Raw genomic sequence first — 14,527 nt, forward strand, 5'->3', positions numbered from 1 at the left:
GTCACTCCTAGATTAGTAAGGTTGATTGCTGGATTTCATGTCGTGTGCGAGCTGTGACGAGCAGACGGAGCGCATCGAGCCCCACTTCGATGTCTGTCGGGGTATGGCTCGCGTTCAAAAGGAAGCTGATAAGCATTTCGCCGCCACGATGCGCACGATGAAGCACCGTGGCCACGCCCGACCATTCGAGCGCTGCATGCAGTCCGGCGGCCGACACCTGCGCCGGCAGGACCAGGGTCTGGATCGGAAAGCAGCCGCCTTGGGCTGTAAGGCCGATCGTCCGCAACCCCTGCCGAAATAGACGAACCAAGTGGAGCAGGCGTTTGCGAAGCGATTCACCGCGCCGTGAATTGACCGCCAGCGCCAGGCGCGCCGCCGCGATGTCCGCTTCCGAGGGCGGGCTGCAATGGACGCGCGTCTTGCTGACCGCCTTGAAGCGTTCGATGATCGGCCGGCTGCCGCCGATCAAGGCCATGGGCACTCCAAAGCCCTTGGCGAGCGACGCTACGCGTATGAGGTGGGTATCGGGCAATCCGAACCAGGCCGGCACGCCCGCGCCACCGAGACCCAAAGGGCGGGCGGGGCTGGGATATTCGCCCAGGATGCCCAATGCCTGCGTATCGTCGAGAATCAGCCATCCTCCGCCCTGCCGGACCAGACCGAGATAGTCAGGCAAGGGAGCGGGCTTTCCGTTAAGGGGGTTCAAACCATCGGCAACCACGAGCGGCACGCGCTTCACCGGCCGCCGAGCGAGCGACGCTCGAAGGGCGCCGACGTCATGGGAGCAAAACGTCCGTACCGGTACGCCGCGCCCGGCAACGCGCTCGACGCCCCAGCGGGCGATGGCATAGGCGCCGCTATCGATATGCACCGTGATGTCATCGTCAGCGAACATGTCGAACAGGTCCCAGAACAAGTGAAGGGTCGAAGGCCCGACGGCGACGGCCCCGCAGCCCAGAAAGCGAGCGAGGGCGCGTTCGAGTTCGTCGGTCTCCGGGGATGGACCGAGCGCCGCTGGGCGCCCGGTCGTCAATTGTCGCCATGGCCGGAGCGAGGCATGTTCATGGCGCAGGCCCAGATAGAGGGCCGAAGTGAAGTCGGGCATGACCCTGCTCTACTTATCGGCGAGATATTTCTGGGCGGGCCGCACCGGCGGCAATTCCTCCATCGCGCTGGTGGTAGGCGTCCCGATGGCACGCATGCCTCCGTGCCGCCGGCCGAGAGAGGCACTGCGCTGGGCCACGAGGCGCCGCTGCAGCAGCTTGGACGGCTGAGTGAGCCTGCCCATGCCGTCCTGTGCCTCGGTGGACTCGGCAGCAAGATCGACACCTGTAACCGCCTGATAGCCATGCAGGTAACGCTGGATCTCGGGCTTGCAGCTCCGGGCCCAGTTCTTGGCCTGCTCCTCGATATTATTGATGTCGACCCAGTCCCCGTAACGGATGGAGAGCAGGATGCGCTCGCCCGTCACCGCCAGTTCGTGGAAATGGGTGATCGAAGTATCGGACCAGCCCTGGAGCTTCTTCATGCAGTCGACCGCACCCATCCATCCTTCCTGGTAGGGCACCATGTAGCGGCCACGCAGAAACTCGCGCATCTCTGGCCGTGCCAGCATCCACTGGTTGATCAGCATCTCGCCGCGCGCCGTCCAGGTGAGGTCACCGAACTGGTTATGCGCACCTTCCGCCAGGATGAGATGGACTTCTCTCAACGCATTCAGGAGCGGGAACGCGTCGGCGATGACGGTGGTGTCGCGATCCTCCCGGTAGAACATGCTGGTGCGATAGAGCAGGTTGTGGAAGGCCTCGATGAATTTCGAGCGGGTATCCGCGGGCGCCATGCCGCTTACCGCCTTACCCTGCAGGACAAGGCCATAGTGGTGCTGGTATTCATAAGCGCGGCGCGAAACCGTGAGCCGGTTATGCTCGTCCTGGATATAGCCCCAGAGAAGATTGTTGAGCGGACGCAGCGGATCGAATTCGAGCTCGCCGAGCGGGTCATGCGGCGAACTGCGGCGGTTCTGGAAGCGCAGAGCGATGGCATTGATCGTCTGCACAAGCATGCCTTCCTCCAGCCAATAGGACCAGATCAGCTCCAGCATGCTGGGGGCAGTGAAACGATGCCCGAGAATACCCTCGCTGAAAGGCGACGTTTCCGGCTTCGCAACTTCATCTTTCTTCAGGCTGATAAAGGCGCGTACAATTCGCTTGAGATAAGGCAGAGCGACGGGCTGCCCATCGGAGGTCCTAAGATAGCTGCGAAGGCGCTTTTCCAGGTCACGGGCGGTGATACCTTCCTGATCGTTGCGCATCTCCTCATGTTCGGCGGTAAAGAGATCATCCCTTTCGCCGAAAGCATCGTGCTCGCGGATCGTCGCACCACATTCCAAAGTAAGAAAAGCCTGGGTGGCGAGCTTGAGAACGCCGTAGGCGTGCGGGCCGAACACGCCGAGCGGCCGCTGTTTTTCTTCGACATGGACATCCAGACTGCGGAGCTCATGGTCCACTTTCTGCACCACCTTGTCGAAGCCTCCCTTGTCGACCAGCAACGTGTTGATGAAACGCTGATAGCGGGGAAAGCTCATTGCGGATGTGCGATTGCGGATCGCCGCCCAGAGGGCCTGATCGAGCGTCGACGAAGAGGCCGTCCGCTGCAACGCCACCTTCACCGTCTCAGGCCTGGCCGAGATCTCGATGTTACTGCCGCCCCTCAAGGCACGGGGAACCTGAACCCCACCGAATTGGTCGTCGCAGTCGTCCTTGAGTGTCATCTTGACGGCAAGAACATACGGCCCTTCCGAAAGATAGGAAGGCAATCTGAACCGATCCGGGTTTTCGAAAGCTTTCAATCCCAATTCATCCAGGGGACGATCACCTTCGCCAAGGTTGTACTCATAGTCAAAACGACCATAAAATTCAGGATGTTTGCTTAGATCTACAAATCCTCCTTGGCCGATATCCGGGTGGTGCCGAAATTGCGGATGATGCAGCAAGACGTAAACATCAACCTCCGAACCCTCATGGAGTTTCGTGGGTGAATAGTAGATATGGCAGGTCCATTCGTCCTGTATTTTAGAAACCGCGGGTGTCATGCTCGTTACTCCAGCGTCAGATTGCAGGGATGGGTTGTAGTTGTCGGCCGGGCAAGGCTGTCCAGACCGGGACGACATTCAATGTGCTGCCGATGGCCCAATGGGTCAGCAGCCGCGCCAGGAGCTCGCTCTCGTCCTCCGGGCCGAGATGTCCGTCCGCCTTGGCCTGGCCGATCACCGCGAAGACGAGCGAGGGCGGTGCCCGGTACATCTGGGCCGGCTCACGCCGCCACGCCTCGAACAGAGCGCCGAGCCGTTCGGGACGGCGGTCTCGCGCCTCCAGCGCCTCGGCGAGCGAACGTCCTTTGAGCGAAGGCGGCCGGTGACCGGCAAGGAGTGCGGCGAAAGCAGGTAGGCTTTGCTCCAGCCGTACGATCAGTTCTCGCTGGGAGGCCGAGAGCCTGTCGAGCGGATAGTAGCTTTCCCAGACACGAGCCACGCGCTGCCATTGCGGGTGGGGGTTGAGCGCGTCGCCGATCGCACAGCTCAGCTTGACCCGTATCCAGGGCATCGGGTGCGGATCGTCGACATTCAGCCGGAACACGAAGGGCCGCGGCAGCCCGACCACGCCGATCAGGCCCAGTGTCGAGACAACGCCGAGGCGGGCGATCGACCAGAAATCCGAGATCACCTCGGAGATCCAGCGCTCCCACAGGTTCCAGACCAGCGGATCGTGGGATTTCGAGCGCCTTTCGCGTATCGCCGGCCTGAGCGAGGCGACGAGGCCGAGAAGTTCGGCACCCTGATGCCCGACCTCGTGGATCAGCGAGGAGGAGATGCCGCTGCTGATCATGCGCTCACGCGGAATGCGGATGATCGAGACCGGGTTCTCACCGCCACCAGGAAGGCGCGTGCGTGCCCGCCTGATGGCTGCCCCCACGCCGCGATCGAGATAGCAGATCACCGGCGGCGCCTGGTAATAGCCCGGCAGCGCCAAGGCGTCGGAAGACACAGCGTCGAGGCCCGAAAGCCAGACGCCAAGCTCGTTCTGTCCGCGCTGCGCGAGCACATGGTCGAACAGATCGAGCTGCGAGAGCACTGCGTTGAAGCGCAGCCTGAGAAAGACGAAACGTTGCTGTGCGTCGGCCGCCGGGACTTGCCTGCCCGGGCCATTGACCCAGGCGATGAATTGGCGAATGCGGCGCTTCAGCTCGCTGCGCCCCTTGGCGAGGAAGCGTTCGATTGCGAGCTGCGCAGTGGGCAGGAAGCTTGCCGCCGGCACCATCGGCTGGTTGAGCACGAAGGGCTTGAGCCGGGCCAGGCGCGTGAGCAGGGCTCTCGCCTCTTGTTCCAGCATCCAATGCGCAAGTGGAGCGGCGGACATGGCTCTCACACTCCAACGAGAATGATCGTGTGGCCGTGCCGGACCCACTTGCCGCTTCTCGCAGGCCTGCGGACCGGCGCGCCGCCCATTGCTGGGACGAGACCTGGTGCCTTGGCCTGGACTGCGGCCGCAAGGGCTGCGGTGACGCCGCTGCCGTTAACCCGCCCCGGCGATGCTTGCACGAGGTTCTTGACCGCCTCGCCTGAAAGGTCGACGAAGCGCCGCGCCACCTCGAATTCACGGTCCTCATTGCTCAATCCCTCCAGTTCCAGCCCGAAAGCGCGGCCCGCAAGCGACGCGGCCTGACTGCCGAGGCGCGAGCCCTCGGGACCACCGAGTGCACCGCCCAGGGCCGCGCCGGCCTGAGGCAGAAGCTTACGCGCCGCGCCCTTGAGCATGCTGACCAGCGCCTGGCCGTCACTCGACTTGATGAAACCGCCCAGTGCGTGGCCGGCCTTCTTGATCAGCCCGCCGAGGAAATATTCGAGCTCGGCCTCGCTGCCGATCTCGAGCAATTCGCTGGCGAGTTCCATATTCTCCATCTCGGTGAAGACCCCCTCGGCTTCGCCGCTCAACGTCTCCATCTCGCCGAATTCGAACTGTTCGGCTTCAAGCTGCCGTTCCTGCGAGCCGAGCTCGAGGCGCACGCGGTCCAAGTCATGCATTGAATTTCTCCATAGGTTTCCGCCTGGTTGGCTGGAGGCCGGCGACCCGCAGTGACACTGCCCCAGGGGCTCGCCACACTCATCGCAGAGCACGCTCCCGCCACCCGACAACCTTGCCCTGCGGCGGGCACGGAAATTGCCATCACGAGGATTTCGCGGCGTGACCATCACAGCCTCCTTTTTTGAATGCTTCGGGACCTCAGATACCGACGATGACGATGTTCTGGCCTTGGCGATGCCAACGCCCGCTAAGCGGACGATGATGACGGGCGCCGCCGGGCAGCAGACCCGGGGCAAACCTGCCTGCGGCTTCGGTGACAGCGGCCTTGGCGGCCGCAGCGGGATCGCCGCTCAGGGGCGAGGTGAGCACTTTGTTCACCGCGTCGCCGGCCATTCGCACGAAGTTCTTGGCGCCCTCGAATTCGCGATCCTCATCCTCCATCTCGGCCTCCAGGCCGAGCGCGTTGCCGGCCGCCGAAGCAAGGCCGCTGCCGATCTGCGCGCCAAGCGGTCCGCCGACAAGACCGCCGAGCGCCCCGCCAGCAAGCGGAAGCGCTTTTTTTGCCGCGCTCTTCAGAAAGCCCCCGATGGCCTGGCCGACCGGCGACTTCACCACCTGGCCGATGGCGTGGCCGGCATTCCTAATGAGATTACCGAGAAAGAGATCGAGCTCGGCCTCATTGGTGACTTCGAGCAGTTCGCCTGCGAGTTCCATCACCTCGGCTTCGCCGAGAGCCTCGGATTCGGCTTCCCACTCGTATTCGGCCCCCCACTCGGCTTCCGACTCGCGCTCTCCCTCAGCCTCCCATTCGTTTTCCGCCTCGTTTCCCCATTCCGCCTCTGCTTCATGGCCCCACTCAGCCTCAGCCTCCGCCTCACCGCCCCATTCGAACTGCTCGCTCTCGAAAGCTTCGTTCTGCGGGCTCAACTCGAATGCATCCCTTTCGAATGCTTCCTTCTCGAAACCGTTCATCGTCATGCTCTCCAGTTTTGAAACTCGATCTCGCCGGCGCGACGCCTGCGATTGCAAGGAGAGCTTCGCAATCTCCGTGCCAGATCTAACTACTTGATTTTCTTGATTCCGATTTCCGACCACACCGAAACCGCTTTCGCTACCGGTGAAAATCAGCGGAATTTCGCGAAAGTATTTTCGGCCAAGAAGAGGAGAGGAGCGGATCTACAACGACGACAGGTGAGTCTTCGTTCATCGCAGGGGCATCAGCCGAAGGAACTGATTTTTATGACTGATTTCAGGAGAGCGGCTGATCCTACGCCCCCTTCTTTCACCGTCATGCGGTTCAGCCCCTTCGGTTGGCACTGGGCTTGCACGAGGGATTGCGGCCCGCAACGCATCCAACCACGGAGAAACTGAGATGACGATCGCATTAGAGCCGTCCTATGGAAGCCACTCCTTGCGCCACCCGCGGATCCGTGTGATCGACGAGGCGCTGAGTGAAGCGGAGGTGTTCGAACTCGGCATTCGCCTTTCGCGCAGCGGATCGGAGGATGCGTTTGATCATCTCCTCGGCGCCACGCTCGCTCATGCCGCCGCCGGCTCCGGCGGGATGCTCAGCCCGCGGCTCGGTGCGGCGATGGGCGGACTTCTCAAGAATATTGCCCGCCGCCGCCTGCTGAGTGGCAGCCCGGACAGCGAGTTCGACATGGAATTCGGCGAGACCGACCGCCGCCGCCGCGCATTGGCCGAAAGCCGCCGTTTCGTACGGCTAGCAGGCGAGGCCGCCCGCCACGCGATTGAGGAATTCGGTGGACAGGGCGGCCACCGCGAAGCGCTCGGCGCCCTTGCGGCGGCGGCGGAGCTCTATGCGCCGGCCCTTGCAGCGGAACTCGAATCTGAAGGCGAATGGGAAAACGGACGGATGCCCTCGTTCGACCCTTTCGAATATGATCCGCAGATGGAGTACTTCCTTGGCGGCCTGGTGCGCAGCGTCGGCAAAGTGGTCAAGAAGGTATCCAACGTCGCCAGCGGCGTAGCCAAAACTGTCGGCCGCATCCCCGTGGTCGGCGATATCGCCCGCATGGGCGCCAATGCGGTCCGGCTCACGGCCGGCCCGGCAGCCATTGCGCTTGACGCCGGTGTGAGGCTGGCGAAGGGTCAGCGCCTCGACCGTGCCCTGACTGCAGCGGTCAAGGGCCAGATCAATGCGGCACGCGATCAGCTTAGACTCGCCGAGATGGTTGCCCCCTTCGTGCCAGGCATCGGCACCGGCGTTGCGGCCGCTCTTGGTGCTGCCAACGCACTTGCCGCCGGCAAGCCTATAACGCAGGTAGTATTAGCCGCGGCGCGCAGCGCTGTTCCCGGAGGGGCCATCGCCCAGGCCGCCTTCGACGTCGCGCTCAACCTCGCTGGCGGCAAGAACATTGAACAATCACTGCTGGCCGCAGCACGCGAGCGCCTGCCCGGCGGCCCCGCGGCAAAGGCTGCGTTTGACGGAGCCTTGGCTCTCGCGCAAGGCAAGAAGCTGCAGGACGCGGCTTTCGTTGCCGCCGGCCGCGTTTTGCCGCCATCGCCATATGCGGCCGATGCCCTTGCTTTCGTCAAGGGCGTTGCCAATGGCCAGAATATTCAGAACGCCGCCCTTTCGGTTGTTGGAAAGCGCGCGCTTGGCAGCATTCGGAGTCAGGCAGCACGTGTCAATCCCACTCTGAGACGCTTTGGCTAGATGGTCTGTTCGAATTGAGACAGTGGCGCGTCGAGGAAGCGTTGATCCTGCGGAAACTCTCTAAGCCGTGCGGTGCTAAACGCTTCTACGATTTCTTTCGCGCTGGTTGTCTTTACTGACGGTATATTGTGTTGGGCACTGTAAACTTAACGCTCTGAAAACAAGATCTGGGAGTGAGGCTTTGGTCATGCGGTGTGAAGACGTGTGATTTGGCACCAAGTATCCAAGGCTGCTGCTCGCAGTTCGCAATGGTGAGCGGATGGAATATCGTGGCGGGGAACGTGAAAGAGGTTGGCAATCGAGTCGTGGATGGAAACGAAACGCTGAAGCTGTCGCGCTGACTTGAAGCGCTTCATGATCCTCTCCTGTCGTCGGACGGGTTGATGAGAATTCTCCGCCCGATTGTTCAGGCCCTTGTGCGAGCGATGCTCGACACCTGGCATGATCTCCCGCTTCGCTGCGCCATAAGACCGGAGCTTGTCGGTGATCATCACACGCGGCGTGTGGCCTTGCCCTTTCAGAAGCTTTCGCATCAAGCGCTTGGCCGCCTTGGCATTGCGACGGCTTTGCACCAACACGTCGAGAACTAAGCCGTCCTGATCAACGGCGCGCCAAAGCCAGTGTTTCTTCCCACCGATGGTGATGCCGACCTCATCAAGGTGCCATTTGTCACCGAGCCTGCCGGCCGATCGCTTCCGAATATCGTTGGCAAAGTGTCTGCCGAATTTCTCAGCCCACAATCACACGGTCTGGTGAGAGACGATGACGCCACGAGCTGCCAGCATATCCTCGACCATCCGCAGGCTGAGCGGAAACCGGAAATAGAGCCAAACAGCATGGGCAATCACCTCCGCCGGAAATCGGTGGCGACGATAAAGAGGATCACGGGTAAATCTGGTCATCCCACCAGATCCCATATTTTGATCGATGCTCGGTTAACGTTACGGTGCCCTTGGACCTGCTGAGAGGCGTCCAACTGGACACGCTCGAAAGCCGTCGAGTGACAGATCATCTATTCCCGTGAACCGGCATGCGGTTAGGGTTGCGATCCATATTATAAGCCATTGAAATTTCAGTGGTGGTCACATAGCAACACCGATTTTTGCTTGGCTACCGCTGCCAAAATCGGGTCACAAAAATGGAGCCCGCTTCGTGCTTCAGCATCGAAACCCTCGGGTGACGGTCAGTCAGTTTTGCTTTGCGACAGCGATATCGGGCGCTGCCGGACAAACCACGGTATGATCTTAGAACGAGTCTTCACATACTCAGCGTAGTCTGGCCCCCACAGCTTGATGAGATTGCGCTCCAGGAAATAGATCCCGATCATGATGTAGATCGTGAGGCCGATGGCGAACACGAGATGTCCGACGGTCATGGCGGGCGTCACCCAGAAGGCGACGATGAAGCCGAGGAAATCGGGGTGACGGGAATAATACCAGAGCCCCTTGATGGTGATTGGCCAACCAACCTTGTAGTATTCCGGCGTCGTCTGAGGTGCCTTGGTATAGGGTCGGTCTTCGAGGAAATCGATCACCTGGTCGACTCCAAAAACCTTCCAATGGCCGACGAGGATCGTCGCATAGAGGACCGTCAACCAACCGCCAAACGAAATCCACGCCAGAGCGGGTCGCCAGAAGGGGTCCTCAACATTCCAGATAACGTTCGGTATCGGCCGCCATTGCCATTGCAGCAATGCGAGGGCGGCGATTGCGACGACGATGTAAGTGGATCTTTCCAGATGTTTCGGGACGATTTTCGTCCACCAGTTCTTGAACGTGGGCCTGGCCATTCCCGAATGCTGCAAACCGAGAATGAACAATAGGCCGACGTTGATCGCCAACGCGGTCCAGAAAGGCTCGACCGTTCCCATGTCGATCGATTTCCAGGGAAAGACATTCCCGAACCTGCTGTTGATAATCGGTCCGAAGTAGTTGCCAACGAAGCCGACAGTGTAAAGCAGGATACCCCAGACGCCGATGATGTAGATGAAGCTTCCATAGAGGAAGGCAAAAATCTTTCGGCGCCTAAGCTTGATGTCATCTACGCTTGGTTCCAGAAGCTGGCTCATTTCCCATTTCCCCCTGTGCGGTGAGACTAAAACTCCACAAATTGCAGGCCGACTCAAAACGCCGCGGCCTCAAGCCTCGAAGATCGCCCTGCCGGCGCTTTGGCCGAGCGATCGGTAACTTTCCCATTGATCGTCGTCGAAGAACTGGTCGATGGTCCCCTGGTTGGGAAAGCTTGGATGCGTCGCGGCGTAGTTCTGGACATCGGCAGGGATTGCCGGCGCCAGATTGGCCTTGATCAGCAGGACCCAGGTGTTCCTGTCAGGCTCGTCGCGATAGCGGATGCATGCCAGCGCCCCACAGGCCGGGCCATTTCTCTTGAGCTGATCGAGGCTGCCAAGCCTTTCCGGATGGGCAACAAGGCTTTTGATCCAGGCAGGGATGACCGTCGGCGCGGCGGCATCGTCCAAGCCTTGCCAGGGATTTGCCACAGATGCGCCAGCACCGGGATCGAGCCAGACAAGCTCGGCATCAAAGTCGAGGCGCACCTGCCGCATCAGAATGGCGAGCTCACCCATCTCATACTGCGCGTCTTCAGATGCATCGACGGCGATGATGAACGGCAGCCGTCGCCTGATGAGCTCATAAAGGCCTGTCGTATCAAAATGTCCGCCGTCGCTGAGGTACCAGCGTCTGGCGGACGGACCTTCGAAATAGGCGCGCCATTCGTTGAGCAGCATGGCCTGGACGGCGAGGATGGTTGATGGCAGCGACTTTATTCTTTGCCACAGATTGGGAGGATATCGCCCGGGACGCCCGCCGGCATTGATGCCGCTATTCCACCAGTATCCGAGGCGCACATTGAGCAATCCGAGCAGGAGCGACATCGACAGGCTGCTGCTGCGCCCGGCGCCGGTCGAGACTGCGGCAGCCGAGATCGCCAGCCAGCGCCCGAGCGTCAGCTGCTCGACGGTCGCCGTATCGGCAGACCATTGGCCAAGCACATGGAACTTGTGCGGATCCGGCGCCACGGGCAGTGCCCGGACAATGGCCTTGTTGGCTGCGAGACGATCGCCGCGGGCCTCCCAGACGGCATGGTATTGCTGGCCGACGCTGATGCCGCCCGGACCGAGGCACATGGGCAGGCCCTTGTTCTGACGGAGCTGTCGGCCCGAGATGTGATCGACCGTCTGATTGATACAGACATTGATGAGATGCAGCGGCCCGCCATTGTCCTCCGGGTGGTAATCATCAAGTGACAGGTCGTCATTGTCGTCGGACACCTGGATCGGAACCGGCGCATCCGTGCCAGTCGGGTGGACACGCCAGCCGTTCGATGCGCCGAGAAAGGTGCGTGTCAGCTTCTGCGTCAGCGACTGCTGCAGGGACGACAGATTGAGGAAATTGATCGCCCGTCCGGCCGCAACGGAAACGGCAAGCGCCGCAAGCGTCATCCATATGCCGGTCGAAAGCCCCGGCTTGAAGGCACTATGCGCCAGGATATCCGCCCCAAGAAACAACAAGGCCGCAAAGGAAAACGCCAGAACCCCGATCAGAAGCTTGCTGCCGGTCTTCCCCCCCAGTTGGGCATCATCGCGCGGAATGAGGCCGATGACGATCTTGCGCAGCAAGAGAAGCAGCGGCGAGGCGGCCAGCATCGATCCCGCCATGATCGGACTGTAGTCCTTCGCCGCAAGGCTGCGGGCAATGCTGTCGATGAATACGAAGCCCACCGTTGCAACGAATATCAAGAGAGCGCTGCCGAGCGCGCGCGACAACCTGTTGCGGTAGAGCGTGGCAAAGCCGCCGCCAGGCAGAACATTCCAGCGCACGCCTTCTTGCCAGAACCAAGCCAGCATCAGGACAGCCGTCGCGATGAGGGCTATGCCGCTAAGAGTGCCAACGTCGATCGCTGTGATCGCGCAGCCGAGAAGTACCGCCCAGCCGAGGACGCCGAATCGCGAATAGGGTCGTCTCGAGCCTTCATTGGGGGTTAGCCAGTAGCCGATGGATATCGGCAGTACGGCGAGAAGCAGCACTGCCGCCGACGCCAGCCACCAGGGCGAGACGGGGACGCCGGCGATGCGCCAGCCGCTGGCTGCGACGACCGGCGCCGCCACTTCCGATATCCATCTGAGCGCGCCAAGACCGCCGAGCAGCAGCACGCCGACGCAGAAGAGCACCGCCGCCAGGTTTCTGGCGATGATCGCAAGGTCCGTTTCAACGTCGGAACGGCCGCCACCGATGAGATAGTCGGCATGGCGGCGCAGCCACCAGATTTCCGAGGAATTGGGATCGGTCAGCGTCGCCTCGATGCGATCGACCTTGTCGGGAGTATCGTCAGTCATCCGCGTATAGAGCCGCCCGAGGAAACCGCCGATATAACCGCCGCCCGATGCCGAGGACATGAAATCGACGCGTCGCAGGATTTTCGCGGCAGCCAGCGCCTGCAGAACGCCAAGCGCATAGGTGGCGCTGCGGATACCGCCACCGGACAGAGCCAAGCCGATGGTGTCTTTCGGGAGCGAGGTCGGCGCCAGCACGTTTCGATCTCTTGTCTCATCGAGCTGGCCGCGGCGCCGATGGATTGCGGCAGCTTCACGCTGCTCCATTTCGCTGGGATAGGCCGAAGAGTCCGCCACAATCACGTCGGCGGCCTTCTCAGCGATCATGAATACCGGCGTGACGAGAAAATAGCCCGGAATTCGCGGAAACACCGACGCGTCGACAACGCGCAGGTTGCGAACACCATGAACCCGAAAGCTGCTGTCGAGCACCGCGCCCTTGTCACGCAGGGCCTTGACGCTCGGTTGCCAACGGTCCGAACCCATCCGGCAGGTGCCGCAGGCGTGATGTCCCCAGGCCTCGTCTTGCACCCATTGCCTAAGCGCCGATGGACTATCCGCCACCCCCCTGCCCGGCTGGATCTCTGCCTTCATGCCGGTAATCTTGCCGTTGATCTCGCGCACACGCCCCACGGTCTCGCTGACCGCATCGAGGTCTAAGCGATATCCGGAAGGTCCTTCGGAAAAGGAATGGAAATTGATGTCGGGCACGTCGAAGGCATTGCGCGTGCGAAGGCTGACCGTGCCGCCATTGTTGTTGGTATAGGCCTTCAAGATCACCCATGTCCAAAGATTGCGCTGGTCCCGCGGTGCGCCCTTGGTAGGCCGCAGGAGCTCCCTGGACCAATTCCAGTAGTAGCCACGGAAGGCGACCGGAACGCCGAAGACGAAAAAATCGGGGTCATCTCTGCTCTTGTTGACCGACGACGACATCATCATGGCAAGGGCGCCGCCATTGGTGCCGTAAAGTCCCGTCTTGTCGGCCAGCCATTGAGCCCGCAGCGGATCCTTGGCATCGCCGGGCCGAAAGGTCGCTCCCTTCAGCGTCGCAAATTCCCTGCGCATTTCGGAAACGACGCTCACCTCGTAGCGATCCTGAAGGTTCGATCCGACACCCGGCAGATTGATCACCGGGGCAACCGCGGCCCCGCCTTTGTCGCACGGTCCAGTGATGTCGAGCGCTTTGAGCCTCCTCGCATCGCCGATGCCGCTCAGCATCAGGAGTTGCGGGGTATTGAATGATCCTCCGCAGACGATGACTTCCCGGTTGGCGAAATATTGTACGGTTTCGCCGGCTGCCGCCTCGTTGTTGCGCTTGCTCGCCCGATAGAGATATTTGCCGAGCACCACCTCGACGCCAATAGCACGCGGGGTCGCACTGCTTGCGTCTTTTTCAAAAATGAGGCGCGTCGCATGGGCTCCGGTTTTCAGGATGAGCCGATCCGGATATCTGGAAGCGACATCAAGCAGCCATTCGCGCAAGCCATAGCGCGTCTTGCCATTGGTTCCGATTGAAATCAGCGAGAGGCGGGCGCGACTGTCAATGTCGGCCGCCCGCACGTTGGGGTCGAGGAATTGGATGATCTGCAAATGCGCGAGCGCACGCCTGAAGATCGATCGTTCGCCTTTGCCCGCAAGCGCGGACCATATGACATTGAAGATGAGACAGAGGAACGTGCGATCGCGGCGGGCGACGCCGGCAATCACCAGGGGATCGATGAAGCTCGTGGGTTGCCAGCCCCTGAAGCCGTGGCCGTTCGGATCGAGGTGGCGACGCGGATTGACGAAGGAGGCGAGTGCCTGCACCAGGCTTAGAAGACCGCCCAGAATGTTGCCGAGAAAGCCCTTGTAGACCTTGTAGTACAGACACTGCTCGATCTTCGGAAAATAACCCTGCATGTTTTCAGAGCGCCAGCTATCGTCGCCGGTCAGCCGCGCAATGTCGTCCCAGTCGGAATCGTTGGGACGAATGATGATCATGGCATGATGTGAAGTACAGCCGCCGAGCGCGGCGGCACGCGGATAGAAGATGCCGCCCTTGCCGGTCTCACCATGCTGCGAGGGATCCATGGCCGGATCGTATTTGCTATCGGCCCGCTGCTTGGCATCGCTGGCATAGTGGCGGACCGAAAAATCCCAGCTCGTCGCCTCGTCTTCCGTCGCCGCGCCGTTATAGGCGGGAACCTCGTAGACTTCTCTCGGCTTGCCGCTGTCGTCGATGGCGGAATCGGTGCCGGCTTCGATCACCAATACGCGCCGGCCGCTGAGCGCCAGGCGCGCGGCCAATGGGCCGCCGCCCGCTCCGGATCCGATAATGATGTAGTCGAACGGTGTGGCCGTGGCGTCGCTTGCTGCGGCGACGATTGTATCTCTTGCGGCTTGCTGCGATTCCGTTGCCATGGTCTGGATCGGTCT

8 protein-coding genes and 1 pseudogene are annotated in these 14,527 nt (G+C 61.3%); 1 reads left to right on the forward strand and 8 read right to left on the reverse strand.

All coding sequences use genetic code 11. From position 1 onward, the window contains the following. Nucleotides 1-7: 7 nt before the first annotated feature. From CCGE531_RS25065 to CCGE531_RS25085, 5 genes are all read right to left on the reverse strand, one after another. Complete coding sequence (locus CCGE531_RS25065; protein WP_120668795.1) at nt 8-1,105, reverse strand: aminotransferase class I/II-fold pyridoxal phosphate-dependent enzyme; 1,098 nt, start codon at nt 1,103-1,105, stop codon at nt 8-10. A 9-nt stretch (nt 1,106-1,114) separates the two neighbouring features. Further along, a complete protein-coding gene (locus CCGE531_RS25070; RefSeq protein WP_120668797.1) occupies nt 1,115-2,848 on the reverse strand; it encodes a hypothetical protein in 1,734 nt (577 codons plus the stop codon). Nucleotides 2,849-3,107: 259 nt separating this feature from the next. After that, nucleotides 3,108-4,415 carry a hypothetical protein gene (locus CCGE531_RS25075; RefSeq protein ID WP_120668799.1) on the reverse strand — a complete coding sequence of 436 codons (1,308 nt, stop codon included), beginning with the start codon at nt 4,413-4,415 and terminating at the stop codon, nt 3,108-3,110. A gap of 5 nt (nt 4,416-4,420) precedes the next feature. Next, nucleotides 4,421-5,080 carry a hypothetical protein gene (locus tag CCGE531_RS25080; RefSeq protein ID WP_120668801.1) on the reverse strand — a complete coding sequence of 220 codons (660 nt, stop codon included), beginning with the start codon at nt 5,078-5,080 and terminating at the stop codon, nt 4,421-4,423. 199 nt (nt 5,081-5,279) lie between these two features. After that, nucleotides 5,280-6,053, reverse strand: coding sequence for a hypothetical protein (locus tag CCGE531_RS25085; RefSeq protein ID WP_162944000.1), 774 nt, complete (start codon nt 6,051-6,053; stop codon nt 5,280-5,282). A gap of 400 nt (nt 6,054-6,453) precedes the next feature. On the opposite strand from CCGE531_RS25085, the gene CCGE531_RS25090 reads away from it, so the two are divergent. After that, on the forward strand, nt 6,454-7,761 hold the full coding sequence (locus CCGE531_RS25090; protein ID WP_120668805.1) for a hypothetical protein: 1,308 nt from the start codon (nt 6,454-6,456) through the stop codon (nt 7,759-7,761). Between the two features lie 185 nt (nt 7,762-7,946). Here the strand turns inward: CCGE531_RS25090 and CCGE531_RS25095 are convergent. From CCGE531_RS25095 to CCGE531_RS25105, 3 genes and pseudogenes are all read right to left on the reverse strand, one after another. Beyond that, nucleotides 7,947-8,663: pseudogene (locus CCGE531_RS25095) on the reverse strand (IS6 family transposase). 281 nt (nt 8,664-8,944) lie between these two features. Then, nucleotides 8,945-9,829 (reverse strand): DUF1295 domain-containing protein, encoded by an 885-nt coding sequence (locus tag CCGE531_RS25100; protein WP_120668807.1) that lies wholly within the window; start codon nt 9,827-9,829, stop codon nt 8,945-8,947. 69 nt (nt 9,830-9,898) lie between these two features. Further along, nucleotides 9,899-14,512 carry a GMC oxidoreductase gene (locus CCGE531_RS25105; RefSeq protein ID WP_120668809.1) on the reverse strand — a complete coding sequence of 1,538 codons (4,614 nt, stop codon included), beginning with the start codon at nt 14,510-14,512 and terminating at the stop codon, nt 9,899-9,901. Between the last annotated feature and the right edge of the window lie 15 nt (nt 14,513-14,527).

It is taken from the genome of Rhizobium sp. CCGE531, from assembly GCF_003627795.1.
Lineage (GTDB): Bacteria > Pseudomonadota > Alphaproteobacteria > Rhizobiales > Rhizobiaceae > Rhizobium.